The sequence below is a fragment of the Gordonia sp. YC-XJ4 genome, from assembly GCF_059511865.1.
In genome coordinates, this window is the sequence record NZ_CM183447.1 from 297,453 (window position 1) to 315,582 (window position 18,130).

The 18,130-nt window shown below is 67.2% G+C and carries 13 protein-coding genes; 3 read left to right on the forward strand and 10 right to left on the reverse strand.

Annotated elements, in window-relative coordinates; genetic code table 11:
- Positions 1–16: 16 nt before the first annotated feature.
- Complete coding sequence (locus AC5ZH6_RS01335) at positions 17–457, forward strand: DoxX family protein (protein ID WP_094601595.1); 441 nt, start codon at positions 17–19, stop codon at positions 455–457.
- 247 nt (positions 458–704) lie between these two features.
- Here AC5ZH6_RS01335 and AC5ZH6_RS01340 read toward each other — a convergent pair whose 3' ends face one another.
- From AC5ZH6_RS01340 to AC5ZH6_RS01380, 9 genes are read right to left on the reverse strand one after another with little or no spacing between them, the layout of a single operon-like run.
- Positions 705–1,496: an IclR family transcriptional regulator gene (locus AC5ZH6_RS01340; RefSeq protein WP_014358372.1), complete on the reverse strand. Its 792-nt coding sequence runs from the start codon at positions 1,494–1,496 to the stop codon at positions 705–707.
- Positions 1,497–1,555: 59 nt separating this feature from the next.
- Entirely contained in the window at positions 1,556–4,009 is a 2,454-nt protein-coding gene (locus tag AC5ZH6_RS01345; protein WP_094601596.1) for a GcvT family protein, read from the reverse strand.
- A gap of 23 nt (positions 4,010–4,032) precedes the next feature.
- A complete protein-coding gene (purU, locus tag AC5ZH6_RS01350; RefSeq protein WP_094601597.1) occupies positions 4,033–4,881 on the reverse strand; it encodes a formyltetrahydrofolate deformylase in 849 nt (282 codons plus the stop codon).
- The gene (locus tag AC5ZH6_RS01355; protein ID WP_094601598.1) at positions 4,874–5,551 is read right to left on the reverse strand and encodes a sarcosine oxidase subunit gamma; all 678 of its coding nucleotides are present in this window, start codon (positions 5,549–5,551) and stop codon (positions 4,874–4,876) included. Before AC5ZH6_RS01355 ends, purU begins: the two co-directional genes overlap by 8 nt.
- Positions 5,544–8,369 carry an FAD-dependent oxidoreductase gene (locus tag AC5ZH6_RS01360; protein WP_094601599.1) on the reverse strand — a complete coding sequence of 942 codons (2,826 nt, stop codon included), beginning with the start codon at positions 8,367–8,369 and terminating at the stop codon, positions 5,544–5,546. The genes AC5ZH6_RS01355 and AC5ZH6_RS01360 overlap by 8 nt, the downstream gene beginning before the upstream one ends.
- A complete protein-coding gene (locus AC5ZH6_RS01365; protein WP_094601600.1) occupies positions 8,366–8,656 on the reverse strand; it encodes a sarcosine oxidase subunit delta in 291 nt (96 codons plus the stop codon). Before AC5ZH6_RS01365 ends, AC5ZH6_RS01360 begins: the two co-directional genes overlap by 4 nt.
- A gap of 53 nt (positions 8,657–8,709) precedes the next feature.
- Positions 8,710–10,062, reverse strand: a complete 1,353-nt coding sequence (locus tag AC5ZH6_RS01370) for a sarcosine oxidase subunit beta family protein (RefSeq protein WP_240524065.1) — start codon at positions 10,060–10,062, stop codon at positions 8,710–8,712.
- A gap of 7 nt (positions 10,063–10,069) precedes the next feature.
- On the reverse strand, positions 10,070–11,107 hold the full coding sequence (locus AC5ZH6_RS01375) for an FAD-binding oxidoreductase (RefSeq protein ID WP_014358377.1): 1,038 nt from the start codon (positions 11,105–11,107) through the stop codon (positions 10,070–10,072).
- Positions 11,107–12,450: an aromatic ring-hydroxylating oxygenase subunit alpha gene (locus AC5ZH6_RS01380; RefSeq protein ID WP_094601601.1), complete on the reverse strand. Its 1,344-nt coding sequence runs from the start codon at positions 12,448–12,450 to the stop codon at positions 11,107–11,109. Before AC5ZH6_RS01380 ends, AC5ZH6_RS01375 begins: the two co-directional genes overlap by 1 nt.
- 287 nt (positions 12,451–12,737) lie before the next feature.
- Here AC5ZH6_RS01380 and AC5ZH6_RS01385 point away from each other — a divergent pair, with 287 nt between their 5' ends.
- Together AC5ZH6_RS01385 and AC5ZH6_RS01390 are read left to right on the forward strand one after the other, a co-directional pair.
- A complete protein-coding gene (locus AC5ZH6_RS01385) occupies positions 12,738–14,504 on the forward strand; it encodes a SulP family inorganic anion transporter (protein WP_094601602.1) in 1,767 nt (588 codons plus the stop codon).
- Positions 14,504–16,036: an ATP-dependent DNA ligase gene (locus AC5ZH6_RS01390; RefSeq protein ID WP_205741447.1), complete on the forward strand. Its 1,533-nt coding sequence runs from the start codon at positions 14,504–14,506 to the stop codon at positions 16,034–16,036. Before AC5ZH6_RS01385 ends, AC5ZH6_RS01390 begins: the two co-directional genes overlap by 1 nt.
- A gap of 538 nt (positions 16,037–16,574) precedes the next feature.
- Here the strand turns inward: AC5ZH6_RS01390 and AC5ZH6_RS01395 are convergent.
- Positions 16,575–17,840, reverse strand: a complete 1,266-nt coding sequence (locus AC5ZH6_RS01395) for an HNH endonuclease signature motif containing protein (RefSeq protein ID WP_094601604.1) — start codon at positions 17,838–17,840, stop codon at positions 16,575–16,577.
- Positions 17,841–18,130: the final 290 nt, after the last annotated feature.

The following is an 18,130-nucleotide window of genomic DNA, read 5'->3' on the forward strand; positions in this document are numbered from 1 at the left end:
CTGTCACTATTAGGCAATGCTAACCTCACTTGAGAAACTCTCCCCGTGGGCGATCGGGGTCTTCCGAATCGTCGTCGGCTTCCTGTTCTTCTGCCACGGCACGTCCACGCTGTTCGCGTGGCCGGTGGCGCCGTACAGCGGTCAGACCGCGGACTTCGGTGCCTGGCCCTCGTGGTGGGCTGCGGCCATCCAGTTCGTCGGCGGGCTGCTGATCATGCTCGGCGTGGGTACCCGCGTCGCGGCGCTCATCGGATCAGGATCGATGGCCGTCGCCTACTTCTGGAAGCATCAGGGCGACGGTCTGCTGCCCATCCAGAACGAGGGCGACTCGGCAGCGCTGTTCTGCTGGGCATTGCTGCTGCTCGTCTTCGTGGGCGCCGGCCAGCTCGCACTGGGATCGGTGTTGTCGCGCAAGGGTTCTGCGTCGGGCGAGGCAGGGGTGGCCGAGCCCGCCTGAGGCAGTTGCCCGGCGACCGGAATCAGCTGCGGCGCAGGGGGTCTCGAGGATCGCCGCACGCGGCTCGCACCTCGACCAGCGATCAAAGTCGCAGTCGGTAGGTCGGTTGCGTTCGGGGAAGTCGCCGTAGATCGGTTGCGATTGGCGAACCCGGTTTTCCCCCGATGGTCGAGGTGCTCGGCGCCCCAGGCGCCGAGCCTCGAGACCCGCCGCACCGATGGGAATCCGGGCCCACCGACGACCGGCGTCAGCCGCGGAAACCGAAGCGTGAGTTGAGTTCTGCGGCGGCACGCTGCACAGTGGCAGCGAGGGCGGGGGCGTCGTCGGGATCGAGGCGGTATCTCGGTCCCGACACGCTCAACGCGCCGATCACGGCGCCGCTGTGATCCCGGATGGGTGCCGCGACCGCCACGAGTCCGAGTTCCAGTTCTTCCTCGGCGATCGCCCACCCGCGGTCGCGGATACGGGCGAGATCGGCGAGCAGGGCGTCGATCTCGGTGATGGTGTGTTCGGTGTAGCCGGGCAGTCCGGCGATGAAGGTGGCGCGCACCTCGTCGTCGGATAGCGCGGCGAGCAGGGTCTTGCCCGACGACGTGGCATGCGCCGGGGAGGTCTGACCGATCCAGGTGTGCAGAGCGACGCTCGAGGTGCCCTGTGCCTCAACGATGTTGACCGCCTGCGTGCCGCCGAGTACGGCGATGTTGGCGGTCTCGCCGAGTTCCGCGGCGAGCATCTCGCAGATCTCCTGCCCCTGTTTGGACAGGTCGAGGGTGGCGCTGGTCGAACTGGCCAGACGCACCACGGTGAAACCGATGCGATACTTGCGGCCGCCGGGCTCCTGCTCGACGAAGCCGCGTGCCTCCAGCGAGCCGATGACACGGGAGACCGTCGACTTGTGCACGCCGAGTTCGGCGGCGAGTTCGGTGACGCCGGCCGCCCCGTGTTGCCCGATGAGCTCGAGGATCTGCAGGGCCCGGTCGACCGACTGGACGGCGCCGGAGCCGGAGTTCTCGGACGGGTTGCTCTCCTTGGTGGGCATGACCCGACCAACTCTAGCCGACCACCCCAGCGGGGGATCGAACACCGAGGTCACAGGGTCTACTTCCGGATGCGCGACATCGCGGGATCCACGGAGACGTCGGGGCCGAGTACCGCCCGATAGGTGGTGCGCTGGTAGGCGACGGACACCTCGACGCCATCCTCGAGATCGGCGGGCAGCCACGCGTAGGCCAGGCAGGCCCGCTGGGTCGGTGACCAGCCCGCGCTGGTGATGTAGCCGACGACCGCACCGCCCACCGATACCGGTTCCTTGCCGAGGACGACGGCCGCGGGATCGGTGAATCGGAGGGTACGCAGGCGAGTCGTCGAGACACGTTCGGACAGTGCACTCTTGCCCACGAAGTCGTCCTTGCTCATGCGCACCGCGAAGCCCAGGCCGGCGGCATCGGGGGTGTGCTCGGTGGTCATGTCGGTGCCGGCCGACCGGTAGCCCTTCTCGATCCGCAACGCGTTGAACGCTATTCGGCCCGCGGGGATGATCCGGTGCTCGTGCCCGGCGGTCATCAACAGATCCCACAGGCCACGCCCGTACTCGGCGCCGGTGTAGATCTCCCAACCGAGTTCGCCGACGTAGGACACCCGCATAAGCGTGACCGGAATCGGGCCGATCGTCGTCTGTACGCACCGGAAGTACCTGAGCCCCTCGTTGGTGAGGTCGGTGGGTGTCAGTGGCGCCAGCACCTCCCGCGCCGATGGCCCCCAGAGGCCGAGGCAGCAGGTGGCGCCGGTGATGTCGCGCAGCGTCACGCCGTCGGTGGGCAGGTGCCGGGCGATCCAGTCGAAGTCGACGGGACCGTTGGCGCCGACCTGGAAGACGTCGTCGGCGAGCCGGGCGACCGTCAGATCCGAACGCACACCACCCTTCTCGTCGAGCATGAGGGTGTAGGTCACCGATCCCACCGACTTGTCGAGATTGTTCGTGGTCAGCTGTTGCAACAGATCGAGAGCCCCTGGCCCGGACAGCTCGTAGCGGGTGAGCGGGGTCATGTCGTACAGGGCGACGTGGCTGCGGGTGTGGGCGGCTTCGGCGACCGAGATCGGCGACCAGTGCCGCGCCGACCACGAATCCCGTTCCGGTATCCCGAATCCGCCGGCGACGAGGTCGTCGAGCAGACCCTGGTTGGCCTCGAACCATGCGGGCCGCTCCCAGAAACCGGCTTCCCAGAACTGCGCGCCGAGTGCGACCTGACGGTCGTAGAACGGGCTGGTCCGCACCTGCCGCGGCGCCGTGCGCTGATCGTGCGGGTGGATGACGTCGTAGACCTCGACGAAAGACTGTGAGCTCGTGGCGAGGATCGCGTCGTCGGTCAGCCCGGCCTCCTCGAACCGGTACAGATCGAACTCATGGGTGTCGACGGAGGCGGCACCGTCGATCATCGACTCGGCGACGGTGCGTGCGATGCCCGCGGAGTGGGTCACCCACACGGCCTCGGCGACCCAGAAGCCGTGCAGTTCACGGTGTTCGCCGACCACCGAATGGCCGTCGGGCGTGAACGAGAAGATCCCGTTGAAGCCCTCCTCCACCTTGCCGGTGGCCAGCTCGGGGAGCAATCGGGTGCTCTGCTCCCACGCCTGCGCGAAATCGTCGGGGGTGAACATCACCTTCGACGGCATCTCCTCGAGGGAGATCGTGGACTCGTGGTCGAGGGCGGAGACATCGGTCGGCATCGGGCGGTGACCGTAGTAGCCGATACCCAGCCGGTCGCCGTGCTCGCGGTAGTAGAGATCCTGATCCTGGTGACGCAGGATCGGCAGCGATGCCTCGGCGACAGCCGAATTGACGCCCTTCCGCGAGGCCAGCGGAGTGGTGTAGGCGTACTGGTGGGCCATCGGCACCAACGGGATCGTCAGGCCCACCCGGCGGCCGAACTCCCGGCCCCAGAACCCGGTGCAGCACACGACGATGTCGGCGTCGAAGGTCCCGGTGGTGGTGCGCACACCCCGGACCGAACCGTTGGACTCGATGACGTCGACGACCTCCTGATGGCCCACGAACCGTGCGCCCCGTTCGGTGGCGCGAGTGGCCTGCGCCTCCACCGCGCGCAACGCCTTGGCGAGTCCGTCGCGCGGCGTGTACAGCCCACCGAGGATCAGGTCGGGGTCGAGTAGCGGATACTTCGCGACACATTCTGCGGGGGTGAGCAACTCGTGGTCGACACCACGGGATGCGGCCCACCCGGCCTTGCGGTGCAGATCACCCCACCGGACGTCGGTGGTCGCCACCTCGAGTCCGCCGACGTGGTTGAAACACCATCCGTCGGGATGGGTCAACGCAGAGAACTTCTCGCACGTGTAGGACGCCAACTCCGTCATCGTCTTCGACGGGTTGGTCGCGAAGACCAGTCCCGGTGCGTGCGAAGTCGATCCGCCGGTGGCGAACAACGGTCCGCGGTCGACGACGGTGACGTCGGTCCAGCCGCGCCCGGTCAATTCGTCGGCCAGCGAGGTGCCGACGATCCCGGCGCCGACGATCACGACTTTCGGTGTGCTCATGGGAGGGTTCTTTCGGGTCGGGGTCAGCTGAAGACGACGGTGCTGGTGCCGTTCATCAGAACGCGATTCTCGCTGTGCCAGCGCACCGCTCGCGAGAGGGCGAGTGCCTCGGCATCGCTGCCGACGGTCGCCAGACGGCGCGGGTCGTGGGTGTGGTCGATGCGGATCACCTCCTGCTCGATGATCGGTCCCTCGTCGAGGTCGGGGGTCACGTAGTGCGCGGTGGCGCCGACGTACTTGACGCCCCGCTGGTGGGCTTGGTGATAGGGCTTGGCGCCCTTGAAGCCGGGCAAGAACGAGTGGTGGATGTTGATCGCCTTGCCACGCAACGCAGTACACGTCTCGTCGGAGAGGATCTGCATGTACCGGGCCAGTACGACGAGATCGGCGTCGTACTCGTCGACGAGTCCGAGCAGTCGGGATTCAGCCTGCGCCTTGGTATCCGGGGTGACCGGCACGTGATGGAACGGCAAGCCGGCCGAGACCGCCATCGGCTCGAGAGCCGTATGGTTGGACACCACCGCGACCAGGTCGCCGCCGAGAGTGCCCGAGCGCCAACGGAACACGAGATCGTTGAGACAATGACCGAGCGTCGAGACCATCACCAGAATGCGTTGCGGCGCGTGATCGGTGATCGTGAACTCGGCGTCGATACCGGCCGCGAGATACTCGAAGGCGCGTGTCATCTCCTCGGCGCCGGCCTCGCGCGCGCACACGAACTCCGTGCGCACGAACAACGTGTGGGTGAGCGGGTCGTCGAACTGCCGGTGATCGGCCACCTCGCATCCGTGGCTGTAGAGAAATGACGAGACGGCATGCATGATGCCGCTGCGCGACGGACAACGCAGGGTGAGGATGAACGTGTCAGACATGGCCGGGTCCTTCTGTGCTGGTGCAGTACTCCGCTGCCGCGTCGGTGTGGCAATACTCCGCTGCCGCGTCGGTGTGGCAATACTCCGCTGCCGCGTCGAGCAGCCAGTGGGCGAGGTAGTCGGCGAAGGAGGAACGCACGAGCAGAGCGAATCCCGACGCCGGGTCGTCGCCGGAGCGATGCAGGATGACCCCGGTCTGCGCGAGCAGGGTTTGCGCGGCTTCGTCCGGGCCGAACGATTCCGGTGCGAGGTCGATCGCGCAGCCGTGTGCGAGGACGGTGCGCGCGTGCTCACCCGCCAGGAGCAGGCGGGTGCGCTGCCCGCTGGCATCCATCAGATAGGTGCCGGGTCGGGCGTCGCCGAGTCGCCCGGTGACCTCGGCGAGGTACTCGTGGCCGGGGATCCCGGGCCGGTACAGCAGCCATTCGTCGGGGCCCAGCCAGATCGCCACCTCGCCCCGGTCACCGTCATCACCGTCGCCATCCGCACCGCCGCGACGGACGTGGCAGGCCGCCGGCAGATCCAGACGCGCGATCGCGTTCGCGTCGGTGGTCCGGACCACCACCTGCGCGACAGGTGACTCGCACACCTGCACCGCAGGGGCCAGGGCGGCGAAGGCGCTCGCCCAGCCGTGCAGGGGCGAGCGAGAGGTACAGGTGTGCTCAACCATCACGACGAGCTCCTTCCGGATCGACGAAAACCGTTGTGGTGACCTCGACTTCGACCAGTCGATCACCGACTGGCACATCGAGGAGGGCGCCGATCCGCTCGCGTCCACCCTTGACCAGGGCGAGGGCGAACGGCCGACCGAGTTCGGCACTGCGGTAACTCGAGGTGACATGCCCGAGCATCGCGACCGGCGGTGCCGGCAGCGTGCGGTCGGCGCGGTGGGCGATGATCTGCGAACCCTCCGGGAGCTTCGTGGCGCTGTCGGTGGGCAGCAATCCCACCAGGTGCTTGCGGTTCGGGTCCTGATTCGACGGCCGGTCGAAGGAGCGTTTGCCGAGGAAGTCGACCTTCTTCTTCGACACCACCCAGCTCATCCCGAGATCATGCGGGGTGACGGTGCCGTCGGTGTCCTGCCCGATGATCGGGTATCCCTTCTCGGCGCGCAGCACGTGCATCGTCTCGGTACCGTACGGGGTGATGCCGTACGCTGAGCCCGCGTCGATCAGTGCACGCCACAGGGTTTCGGCGTACTCGGCGGCCACGTTGACCTCGTAGGCGAGCTCACCGGAGAAACTCACCCGGCCCAGTCGCACGGGGACCCCGTCGAAGGCGGTGTCGCGCCAGTCCATGAAGGCGAACGCCTCATTGGTGACGTCGAGGTCGGGGAATACCGCGCCGACGACCTCACGCGAGTGCGGCCCGACCACCGGGAACGTGGCGACATGGTCGGTCAGCGATGTCGTGAACACCTGCAGATGCGGCCACTCGGTCTGATGCCACTCCTCCATCCAGTCCAGGATCTTCGCGGCGTTGCCGGTGGTGGTGTAGACGGTGTAGCGGTCCTCGGCGATCCGCATCACCGTGCCGTCGTCGAGGACCATCCCGTCGGGCCCGCACATGACGCCATAGCGCACCTTGCCGACCTTCAGGGTGCTCATCAGGTTGGTGTAGAGCAGATCGAGAAAGACCGGTGCGTCCGGGCCGGCCACGTCGATGACCCCGAGCGTGGATCCGTCGAGGATGCCGACTCCCGAACGGACGGCACCACATTCGCGCAGCACCGCCGATTCCATGTCCTCGCCGCCGCGCGGGTAGAACCGCGGACGCTTCCACTGCCCGACGTCCTCGAAGATCGCACCGCGCTCGATGTGCCACTCGTGCAACGGGGTCCGGCGGATCGGATCGTAGAGGTCGCCGCGGTTGCGTCCGGCCAGCGCGGCGAACGAGACCGGCGTGTAGGGCGGACGGAAGGTGGTGGTGCCGGCGTCGGAGACGTCGATCCCGAGGAGTTCGGCGACGATGCCGGAGGCGACGATCCCCGATGTCTTGCCCTGATCGTGGCCGGTGCCGATGGTGGTGTAGCGCTTGACATGCTCCACCGACCGCATACCCGCGCCGACCGCTCGCTCGACGTCGGCGACGGTCGCGTCGCGCTGCAGGTCCACGAAGGACGACTCCGGCTCCGACTGCGGCACATGCCAGTACACGGCCGTCGCGGCCGGGGTGCGGTCGGCGGTGCGCGGTACACCGCGGTACTCGGGCAGCACCGCACCGAGGGCACGCAGCGCGGTGAGACCGGCCCGCCTGCCGTCGGTCAAACAGGAGCCGGTGGTCAACAGTCCGGCTGCGGCACCGGCAATATCGGTATTCGGGAGGGTGCCGGTGGGCAGGAAGGCGGCGGCGTCGGCGTCGAAGGCGATGGCGCCCCGCAGCTGACTCCACAGGTGCGCCGCCGGGTTCCAACCACCCGACACCAGTACGGTGTCGCAGCCAATGATGGTGCCGTCGAGCAACTCCACGGCCTCGACGGACTCGTCGCCGATGGCGCGCACCACCGCATCGGAGGTGCGGACGTCGATACCGAGATGTGTGGCGCGCTCGAGCAGATCCGACGAGACGTGCGGCCGCACGTCGACGACGGCCGCGATGTGCACACCCGACTCGGCGAGGTCGAAGGCGTCGGCGTACGCGGAGTCGCAGGCGGTGAACACCACGGCTTCTCGGCCGACGAGTACCCCGTACCGGTGCAGGTAGTCGGCGGCGGCTCCGGCGAGCATCACGCCGGGAAGGTCGTTGGTGCCGAACACGATCGGACGCTCATGCGCACCGGCCGCGATGACGATCCGTTTCGCTCGGATGCGGTGCACGCGTTGCCTCGAGATCCGGGTCGCTGCCCCGAGAAGAGAGGACTCGCCGAGATGATCCGTGCGGCGTTCCACCGCCAGCACGAAGCCATCGTCGTAGCCACCGAATGCGGTGGTGCGGACGAGTCGGGTGGTGTGCGGGTGTGCGTCGAATTCGGCGACCGCGTCGGCGACCCACGGGGCGTCGGGGGTGGCGCCCCCGGGTTCGGGGCGTTCGTCGACGAGCATGACCCGCGCGCCGGCGCGTGCGGCCATCACCGCCGCCATCAGACCGGCGGCACCGGCGCCGACGACGAGCACCTCGGGATGGTGATGCAGCGAATCGTAACGGGCGGTGTCGATGTCGGCGGACAGCTTGCCCCATCCGGGGACGCCGTGCGCGACGAGCCCGGGACAGAGTTCGATCATGGTGGCCGGCACCATCGGTTCGCTGTAGGGGGCGTCGATCCCGACCTGGGCGGTGGCATCCACCGACCACGAGCCGGTGATCCCGCGGACGCGACCGAGATTGACGCTGCTGGTGATGGTGCGGACGCCGTTGGCCAGCAGTGCCGAGGCGAGCGTATCGCCGACGTAGCCGGTGTAGGTGACGCCGTCGAAGACGAAGTCGATGGGTCGGGTGCGGTCGAGGCGGCCGCCGGTGGGGGTGCGGAGATCGGTGAGTGAGTGGGTCATCGTCGTGGCCCGGGAGCTGAGGTCGACACCGGGGCGGCGACCGGCGTTCCGGTGAACCGGTAGGTCACGGTGTCTCGGGTGATGGTGAACCACCGTCGGCAACCGGCGCTGTGGCACCAGCGTTCGGCGAGAACACCTTTCGGGTTCGGACGGAAGAACAGATAGTCGGCCCACTCGTCGTTGTCGAGGGTCTGCGGCTGCGCGGGATACTCGACGCCCGCGGCGGCGCCGTAGTGGAACTCGGTCTCCTCGCGCGGCCCGCAGTGCGGGCAGGGAATCAGTTGCATGGGCTTCTCCGGGTTTGTGTGGAGTCGATGGTCTGCGCTGGTGCGCCGGCGGACTAGTGCGCCACGGCGGCCGCGCCGTGCTCGTCGATGAGTCGACCGGTGGTGAACCGGTCGATGGTGAACGGGGCGTTGATCGGGTGGGGTGCGCCGGTCGCGATGGTGTGGGCCAGGCACCAGCCGACAGCGGGGGTGGCCTTGAATCCTCCGGTGCCCCAACCACAATTGACGAAGAGGTTGTCGTAAGGGGTGGCGCCGAGGATCGGGGAGGCGTCGGGGGTGACGTCGACGATGCCGCCCCAGGTCCGGAGCAGCCGGGCGCGGGCGAAGATCGGGAACAGCTCGACGGCGGCGGCCATCTGTTGTTCGATGATGTGGAACGCGCCGCGTTGGCCGTAGCCGTTGTAGGAGTCGACGCCCGCACCCATCACGAGTTCTCCCTTGTGGGCCTGGGAGACGTAGACGTGCACCGCATTCGACATGACGACGGTCGGATGGACGGGTTCGAGGAGCTCGGAGACGAGGGCCTGCAGCGGATGGGATTGCAGCGGCAAGCCGAAGCCCAGTTGATCGGTGAGAGTGGAGGTGTGCCCGGCGGCGCACAGGGCGACGGTGCCCGCCCCGATGCGCCCGCGTGAGGTGTTGACCGCGGTCACCTTGCCGTCGGTGGTCTCGAACCCGGTGACCTCGCAGTTCTGGATGATGTCGATGCCTGCGGTGCTGGCGCTGCGTGCGAATCCCCAAGCGACCCAGTCATGTTTGGCGATCCCACCGCGCGGCTGGAAGGTCGCCCCCATGACCGGATAACGAATGTCGGCGGAGGTGTTGACGATCGGGCAGATTTCGGCGACCTGCTTGGGGTCGAGCCAATCGGCGTCGATTCCGTTGAGCCGGTTGGCCTCGACTCGGCGAACGGAGTCGCGGACGTCCTGCTCGGTGTGTGCGAGGTTGAGAACGCCCCGCTGACTGAACAGGATCGGATATCCGAGCTCCTCTTCGAGACCCTCCCACAGTTTCAGTGCGTGTTCGTAGATGCCTGCGCTCTCGTCCCACAGGTAGTTGGAACGGATGAGGGTGGTGTTGCGGGCCATGTTGCCACCGGCAAGCCAACCACGTTCGAGGACCGCGACATTGGTGATGCCGTGATTGTGGGCGAGGTAGTGGGCGGTGGCGAGCCCGTGACCGCCGCCGCCGACGATGACGACGTCGTAGGTGGGTTGGGGCTCGGGGTTGTGCCAGAGGAAGTCGGGGTGCTCGGGTAATCCGGCGCCGGGAGCGGAGCGAGCGGGCCGAGTGGAGCCGGCGCCGGGAGCGGAGCGAGCGGGCAGAGTGGAGCCGGCGCCGGGAGCGGAGCGAGCGGGCCGTGTCGGTTGGGCGCCGGGAGCGGAGCGAGCGGGGTCGGGGGTCATGGTGTCCTCAGAAATCGATGACGACGGGGGAGATGGGTTCGGAGCAGCAGAGCAGGATCTTGCCCTGCTCGATCTCGCGGTTGCGGATGCCGCCCTGATGGTTCATGACGACGTCGCCGGAGACCTTGGTGACCTTGCAGGAGCCGCACAGGCCGACGCCGCAGGTCGAGGGGAGGGTGACGCCGGCGGCCGCGGCGGCGGCGAGGATGCTGCTGCCCGCGGTGACGTTGACGCGGCGGGCGCGGCGGGTGAAGTCGACGGTGATGCCGGGGCCGTCGTCGTCGGTGGGCGTGGGCAGGACGAAACCGAAGCTCTCCTCGTGGATGTGGGCGAGACTGGCGCCGGATGCGATCAGCGCGGACCGGACGCCGCTGCGGAATTGTCCGGGGCCGCAGAGGAAGACCTCGCGGTCGGCGAGGTCGGGGCACATGCGTAGGAGGGTGGCGGCGTCGAGGCGCCGGGGAGCGGTTGCCGACGGGTCGTCGAGGTGTGCACGGGTGAGGGCGAAGGCCACGTCGAGTCCGGGGTGGGCGACGGAGAGTTGTTCGAGTTCGGTCCGGAATGGGATGTCCTCGAGGGTGCGGGCGCTGTGGATGAACACGATGTCGGTGTGCTCGCCGGAGCGGTACGGCCCGGAGGTGGTGCCGTCGGTGGCGGCGCGGATCATCGACATGATGGGGGTGATCCCGCTACCCGCGGAGATGAACAGGTAGCGTTCGGCGCCTTTGCCCATGTAGCTGAATCGGCCGAGGGGACCGCTGGCGGTCATCGTCATGCCTGGTGTCATGTTGTCGTGCAACCAGTTCGACACGTGGCCGCCGGTCTTGCGTTTGACCGAGATGGACAGGGTGTCGGGGCGGGTCGGCGGTGAGGAGATGCTGTAGCAGCGTTGCACGGTGCGGCCGTCGATGGTGACCCCGATGGTGAGGAACTGTCCGGGGTTGAACACGAAGGTGTGGGGTTCGACGGCGCGAAAGGTGAACGTCGTCATGTCGTGGGTCGCCGGGGTGCGTTCGACGCAGACCAGAAGGTGTTCGTCGCTCATCAGGCGCTCTCCGGAATCTGTGACACCGGTTGCGCCACTTGATGTGTGACGCCCAGTGTGGTGCGCAACGCGGTGATGTACCAGTTGATGAAGGCCTCGACCTGGACCTCGGACGGGCCGTACGGGCCGGGAAGGTAGGCGGGGTCGGCGATGCCCTGGTGGGCGAGGGCGACGAGGTCGGCGTCCTGCTGGTTGGTGATCTCCCAGACGCCGGTCAGCCGGTCGAGGTCGTAGTCGACGCCTTCGACGGCGTCGGCGTGGACCAGCCAGGTGGTGCGGACCAGGGTTTGGTCGGGGGCGAGCGGGATGGCCGAGAAGAGCACGGCGTGGTCGCCGGTGATGTGCAGCCACATGTTGGGTTGCAGGTGCATCGAGAGGCGACCGAGTCGGCGATCGGGAAGGGCGTCGGCGAGCGGGCGGGTGCAGGCGACGGTGCCGTCGAGGGTGAACGATTCGCCGGCAAGATCCATCGGCTCACGCTCGATGTGGAAACCGGTTGTGCGCGTGTCGAGTTGAACGATCCGATCATAGGGTAGTCCGCGTCGTCGCCACAGGTCGGTCATCTCGTCGGTGGCCTGACGATATCGGGCGGTGGCGGGACGGAGCCGTTCGGGGATGGCGTCGGAGTCGGCGAAGCCCCAGATCGGGAAGAACACGTTGAGCAGTTCCGGATGCCCACCGCAGTGATAGCACTCGCGGTTGTTCTCCATCGTGAGTTTCCAGTTGCCGTTCTCGATGAGATCGGTCTGTTTGGCGACCTTGGCGTTCCCGAGGCCGTGGGGTTCGAGGTAGGGCGTGACGATCGCGGCGACCTCGTCGATGTCGGCGGGCGGCTCGTCGGCGAGGCAGATGAAGATCAGCCCGGCGATCGTGCGGAGCGCGACCGGCCGGAGTGAGAAGCACTTCTTGTCGAAGCCGGGCGCCTGCGCGTCGGCGAACATCAGCCGGCCGTCCATACCGTAGGTCCAGGAATGGTAGGCGCAGACGATGGTGCCGGTGCTGCCGTGGTCGTCGGTGAGCAGCCGGGCGCCGCGGTGCCGACAGACGTTGTGGTGGGCACGGACGACCTGCTCGTCATCGCGGGCGATGATGACCGAACTGCGGCCGAGATTCACTGTGAGGTAGTCGCCGGGCTCGGCGATTTCGGCTTCGGTGGCGACGAAGATCCACCGCTTGGCGAAGATCTCGTCGAGGTCGCGGTTGAACCACTCCCGGTCGACGTAGAACGGGGCGGGCAGGCTCTCGCCGACGACGCGCTCGTCGAGGAGCGCTCTGGCGGCCGGGTCGAGTCGGTCGGATTCGGCTCCCGCCTCGGCGGCGCCCGCGACCATGTTTGCGGTCATGGGAGATGAATGCCTCTCTTGGCCAGTGATTTTCACGTGGGAATCGATATGTGGATATGCGCGCCGGGTGGGCGGGCTCCGCGAACCACCCCAGCTACCGCATCAACGTCTGTAGTTGCACTATGCGCAACACCGCGCACGTGATGCAACAAGTGTGCGGTCTATGGCAGACGATGTCAACCGCATCGGAGGCGGCCTTTTCCGAGGCCGTCCGACTTGTCGGATCGAGCAATGTTGTGCCGGGCGCCTGCCACCGATTTCGGTCCGCAAACCACTAGCCTGACGGGATGAAGCGGGGAGCGCTGACGCGGCTGGTTCCGCCGGCATTGGCCGGCTATCAGCGCTCGTGGCTGCGGGCCGACCTGGTCGCGGGATGCACCCTCGCGGCCGTGGCGATCCCCGAATCGATGGGCTACAGCGCCATCGCGCATGTGCCGGTGGTTGCCGGTCTGTACACGATCATCCTGCCGACGATCGTGTTCGCGCTGATCGGCTCGTCCCGGCTGATGGTCGTCGGCGCGGACTCGGCGACCGCGGCGCTGCTGGCATCGGGTATCGCCGGGCTCGGTGTGGCAGGGCTGGTGCCGGACTCGCAGGCGTGGCTGCAGTGGGCGTGCCTGATCGCGATCGTCACCGGTGGACTGCTCGCGGTGGCCCGGTTGCTGCGCCTGGGATTCCTCGGCGACTTCTTGTCCACCTCGGTGCTCATCGGATTCCTCGCGGGCACGGGTGTCACCGTCATGACCGGCCAGGTCCCCGCAATGCTGGGACTGTCGAGCACTGACGGCTCGATCTGGTCGCGGTGGTGGGCGATCCTCACCCATCTTGGCGACATCAATTGGGGAGCGGTCGGATTTGCCGCGGTCACCTTGGTCGCGCTGCTGGCGGGCGGGCGCCTGATGCCCCGTTTCCCGGCCGCCGTCGTGGTGGTCATCGGGTCGATCGTCGCCGTCGCGGCCTTCGGATGGTCCGAGCGCGTTCCGGTGGTCGGCTCGGTCCACGGTGGCCTCCCGTCCTTCGGATGGCCGGGCGGAATGGGCTCGGGAGGAATGGGATTGGGGGAGATCGCGAAGGCCACCACTGTCGCATTCGGCTGTGCGCTGGTTATTCTCGCCCAGAGCGCTGCGACCGCACGCAGCTTCGCGCAGCGGCACGGGCAGAACGCCGACATCAACCGTGACGTCCTCGGGCTGTCGGGGGCCAATCTGTTGGCGGGCTTCTCCGGCACCTTCGTCGTCAACGGCAGTCCCACCAAGACGCAACTCCTCGACGACCAACGCGGCCGCACCCAGGTCGCGAATCTGACGATGGCGGTGATCGCGTTGCTGGTGGTGGTATTCGCCACCGGTGTGCTGGCCCGTCTGCCGCATGCGGTGCTGGCGGCGATCGTGTTCCTGATCGCGCTGCGTCTCATCGACGTCCACGGGTTCGTGCGGATCTGGCGGGTTCGGCGGGTCGAGTTCGGTATCGCGGTACTCACCGCGGTCATCGTCGTCGTGTTCGGTGTGCAGGTCGGTATCGTCGCGTCCATGGTGGTCTCGCTGCTCGAACTGGTTCGACGCCAATACCGGCCCGAACGTTTCGTGCTGGGCGTCAGCGGTGGCGGCCGGCCGCGGTACGAGTCGGCGACGCCGGGCAGTCAGTCGCTGCCGGGCCTGATCGTGTTCCGGTACGACGCGGAGCTGTTCTACGCCAACGCCGGTCGTTTCTCCGACGACGTCATGCATCTGGTCAAGCAGGCGCCGGACCCGGTGCGGTGGCTGGTGCTCGACGCGTCGGCGATGACCGACGTCGACTATTCGGCGTCAACGGTACTCACCGACCTGATCGGCTATATCCATTCCCGCGGTGCGCATTTCGCGCTCGCCGGTGTCGATCCCGAGTTGCAGCAGACACTGCGCACCGATGGGATACTCGCCGAGTTGAATCCCGACCACATCTTCGCCTCACTCGAGGATGCGCTGCGCGCCTACCTGCAGGCGCATCCGGAGTCCGCGCCGCCTGGTTACGATCCGTCCGCGCTCGACCTCCCACCGGAAACCCGGGGACAATGATGCGTTTGTCGTCGGTGGTGCAGGCGTCGGCCGCGGTTGCGGCGACCCGCTCACGCACCGCGAAAACCGCTGTGCTCCGCGAACTCCTCGCCACCGCCGCCGACGAGGTGGGTCTTGTGGTGGCGTGGTTGTCGGGTGAGATCCCGCAGGGCCGCCTCGGAATCGGCTGGCGCACCGTGCGAGGAATCGATGTGGCGCCCATCCCCGACGAGGAGTCGCTGCTGACGGTGTCAGAGGTCGACGACACCTTCACCCGGTTGGCAACGACGTCGGGAGCCGGGTCGGTGGCTGCCCGAGCGGAGTTGCTGGGCAACCTCTTCGGCCGCGCCACCGCCGACGAACAGGACTTCTTGCTCCGGTTGCTCACCGGCGAACTGCGGCAGGGCGCGCTCGCCGGTGTGATGGTGGAGGCGATCATCGCCGTGTCCGAGCAACCTGCGCCCCTGGTCCGTCGAGCGCACATGCTCACCGGATCACTGTCGGAGACCGCGACATCGGCGATCGACGGTGGCCGTGCCGTCTTGGAGGGCATCGGTCTGCAGGTGGGGCGGGCGGTGTCGCCGATGCTGGCGACACCCGCGGAGGATCTCGACTCGGCGTTGGCCAGCCTCGGACCGGATCTCGTCGTCGACCACAAACTCGACGGAGCCCGCATCCAGGTGCATCGCGACGGTGATGAGGTGGCCGTGTTCACCCGCACCCTCAACGACGTGACGGCACGGGTACCGGATCTCGTTGCCGCAGTGCGGGAGCTGCCGCTACGATCGGTGATCCTCGATGGCGAGACCCTGACCCTGTTCGACGACGGCCGGCCTCGCCCGTTCCAGGAGACGATGAGTCGGTTCGGGTCGATGGTGGAGGAGGACGCCGGGGTCGACAGTGGTCCGCGGTTGTTGCGACCGTTCTTCTTCGATTGTCTCCACCTCGACGGCGAGGATCTGATCGACCGGCCCCTCGTCGAGCGGCTCGACGCGCTGGATTCGTTTGCGCCGCATCTGCGGATCACATCGGTACGCAATCCGACGCCCGAGCAGGCCCGGCAAACCCTCGAGGCCGCATTGGCCGCCGGTCACGAGGGAGTCATGGTGAAGTCGTTGTCGGGACCGTACGCGGCCGGTCGACGGGGCAAGGCCTGGCAAAAAGTGAAGCCGGTGCACACCCTCGACCTCGTCGTCCTCGGCGCCGAATGGGGGTCGGGGCGCAGGACCGGATACCTCTCGAACATCCATCTGGGAGCGCGTGATCCCGATGGGGGTCCGCCGGTGATGGTCGGCAAGACCTTCAAGGGACTCACCGACAAACTGCTCCAGTGGCAGACCGAGGAGTTCCCGAAACACGAAGACCACCGCGATTCGTGGACGGTCTACCTGCGCCCCGAGATCGTCGTCGAGATCGAACTCGATGGTGTACAACGCAGTTCGCGGTATCCGGGCGGGGTGGCCCTCCGATTCGCCCGCGTCCTGCGGTACCGCCCCGACAAGACCGCCGATCTCGCCGACACCATCGATGCGGTGCGCGGGCTCCTGCGATGAGCGTGTGCGCCGATTCCAGCTCCCGCACAGGCGGTCTCGAGGCTCGCCGCACGCGGCTCGCACCTCGACCAGCGGAGGGAAGGCGACTCGTCGTCGACGGATGCTCGCGCCCTTCCCGCCTGACGATCGGATGCTGACGCCCTCCCCGCCTGATGGCCTTCCCTCCCGCTGGTCGAGGTGAACGGCGCCCCGGGCGCCGGGCCTCGAGACCTGTTGCACCGATCAGTATCCGGGCCACGGTGGTTCGTTTCAAGCTCTGCCGCAGGTGGTCTCGAGGCTCGCCGCACGCGGCTCGCACCTCGACCATCGGGGAAAGACGACTTGCCATCGAAGGATGCTGACGCCCTTCCCATCCGATGGTCGAGGTGCCGAGGAGCGCCAGCGACGAGCCTCGAGACCCCGTGTGCCGAAGGGATTCCGGGCCACGGGCACGACACCTCGACCATCGGGGGTGGGGAATTCTCTATGGAGTTCTCAAACAACAGATGCGGTCCCGGCCGGGCCGGGTGCGGGGAATCAGGTTGTGGGGCAGCGTAGGTCAGGCCGCGGTATCGTCGAGTCGCATGGTGCGTCGGTGATACGACGGTATCGGTCGTCGTTTCGGGTCGATGCTGGCGGGTGGGATCAACCAGGGGTGCCGGTCGAATCCCATGATGATGTCCCACCCGTGGTGGTGCACATCGTCGTGGCAGCTGCTGCAGAGGAGGCAGCCGTTGTCGAGGTCGGTGGGCCCACCATCGGCCCAATGCTCGAGGTGGTGTCCTTGGCAGCGTCCGGCGTGCGCACCGCATTTGATGCATCCGCGATCACGCACCAACAACGCTTTGCGCTGGCCGGGGGTGAAGAAGCGTTTCGCCTCCCCAACACTGAGCGGTACCCCGTTGGGATCGAGCATGATCGTGGTGTCACACGACAACAGTTTCGCGGTGGCTTCGGTGATCGCACCCATGTTCTGCAAATCCCCGCCGAGTGCCGGGTTGTCCGCCGACCAGGTCCACAACAGGCCGTTGGTCGGTTTCGCCGAGAAGGTGGTGTCCGCCAGGCCTTGTGCCGCCAACTCCACGATCGTTTCGAACGCGGCCGCGCAGATCTGTTCGGGTGTCCGCGGATCCGGCGACCCGTCGGGCTGGGGCTTGGGCGCCGACAAGGTTTCCATCAACGTTCGGGTTTTCTCGCCGGCGACGATGTCGAGGTTCGCCGAGATTTCCAGTCGTCCGTCGTCGGTGATGCGGTCGGTGTAGGAGTTGATCGTCTTGTCCTCCGCGGCCGGTAACCCGCCCGGTGTTTCGGCCGCCAACTCGTTACCCAACTGCCGCGCGTAGGTGGTGATCTCGGCGGGGGTGAAACCGGCAAAGTAGTGCGACAGCAGCTTCCGCAGGTATTCACACCGTTGCACGGTGTCCATAGGTTCGGGGCATCGGGTGTCGATGTGCGCCAACCCGCGGACGATGGCATCGGCGTGTTCGGAGGAGATGGACCCGTCCGCGGCATGTGCCAACAACAGATCCACATCGGTGGTGGCGGCGACCCGCACATACCGACCTGCGACGGCGGGTGCGTAACCCATGCTGATCAACAACTCCCGCAGTCGGGTGGTCTTGTGATCGGCCACGCCCAGACGATCCAGTTCGCCGGTGAGGGTGGTGGCGTGGTGATCAACCAGGTTCCGCAACAACAGGACTTGTTTCATCGCGCCGAAAGCCTGTGGCCCGGTCATCTCCGGATTCCATTGCAGGTCGCTGAGTTGGCTGACGATGTCGGCGAAGATCGCCTCGGCGTCAAGAGCTTCGGCGGATTCGATCATGGGCCCCTCCCCAGTGGCTGATCGGTGTGATGGCTCCATCGTACTCGAACGTTTGAATTAAGGCAAGGGTGTTCGATGGTTGTAGGGAGGCAAAGGTGTTTGTGGACAACGGGTTTCGGGGGTGGGCTGGCGGAAGTTTTCTGTCGGTGGGGTGTGGTAGGCGGTGCGGTTTTTCGTTTGTCTTGCTCTCGATGTGGTTGGGACGCTTGTTGTCTCACCGGGTCTCGAGGCCCGGCGCCGGGGGCGCCGTGCACCTCGACCATCGGGGGGAAAGACTATCGAGCACAGGG

Bases quoted from the DNA above. Each gene is read 5' to 3' on its own strand.
- AC5ZH6_RS01335 (WP_094601595.1), top strand. From the start codon at position 17: ATGCTAACCTCACTTGAGAAACTCTCCCCGTGGGCGATCGGGGTCTTC.
- AC5ZH6_RS01340 (WP_014358372.1), bottom strand. From the start codon at position 1,496: ATGCCCACCAAGGAGAGCAACCCGTCCGAGAACTCCGGCTCCGGCGCC.
- AC5ZH6_RS01345 (WP_094601596.1), bottom strand. From the start codon at position 4,009: ATGAGCACACCGAAAGTCGTGATCGTCGGCGCCGGGATCGTCGGCACC.
- purU (WP_094601597.1), bottom strand. From the start codon at position 4,881: ATGTCTGACACGTTCATCCTCACCCTGCGTTGTCCGTCGCGCAGCGGC.
- AC5ZH6_RS01355 (WP_094601598.1), bottom strand. From the start codon at position 5,551: ATGGTTGAGCACACCTGTACCTCTCGCTCGCCCCTGCACGGCTGGGCG.
- AC5ZH6_RS01360 (WP_094601599.1), bottom strand. From the start codon at position 8,369: ATGACCCACTCACTCACCGATCTCCGCACCCCCACCGGCGGCCGCCTC.
- AC5ZH6_RS01365 (WP_094601600.1), bottom strand. From the start codon at position 8,656: ATGCAACTGATTCCCTGCCCGCACTGCGGGCCGCGCGAGGAGACCGAG.
- AC5ZH6_RS01370 (WP_240524065.1), bottom strand. From the start codon at position 10,062: ATGACCCCCGACCCCGCTCGCTCCGCTCCCGGCGCCCAACCGACACGG.
- AC5ZH6_RS01375 (WP_014358377.1), bottom strand. From the start codon at position 11,107: ATGAGCGACGAACACCTTCTGGTCTGCGTCGAACGCACCCCGGCGACC.
- AC5ZH6_RS01380 (WP_094601601.1), bottom strand. From the start codon at position 12,450: ATGACCGCAAACATGGTCGCGGGCGCCGCCGAGGCGGGAGCCGAATCC.
- AC5ZH6_RS01385 (WP_094601602.1), top strand. From the start codon at position 12,738: ATGAAGCGGGGAGCGCTGACGCGGCTGGTTCCGCCGGCATTGGCCGGC.
- AC5ZH6_RS01390 (WP_205741447.1), top strand. From the start codon at position 14,504: ATGCGTTTGTCGTCGGTGGTGCAGGCGTCGGCCGCGGTTGCGGCGACC.
- AC5ZH6_RS01395 (WP_094601604.1), bottom strand. From the start codon at position 17,840: ATGATCGAATCCGCCGAAGCTCTTGACGCCGAGGCGATCTTCGCCGAC.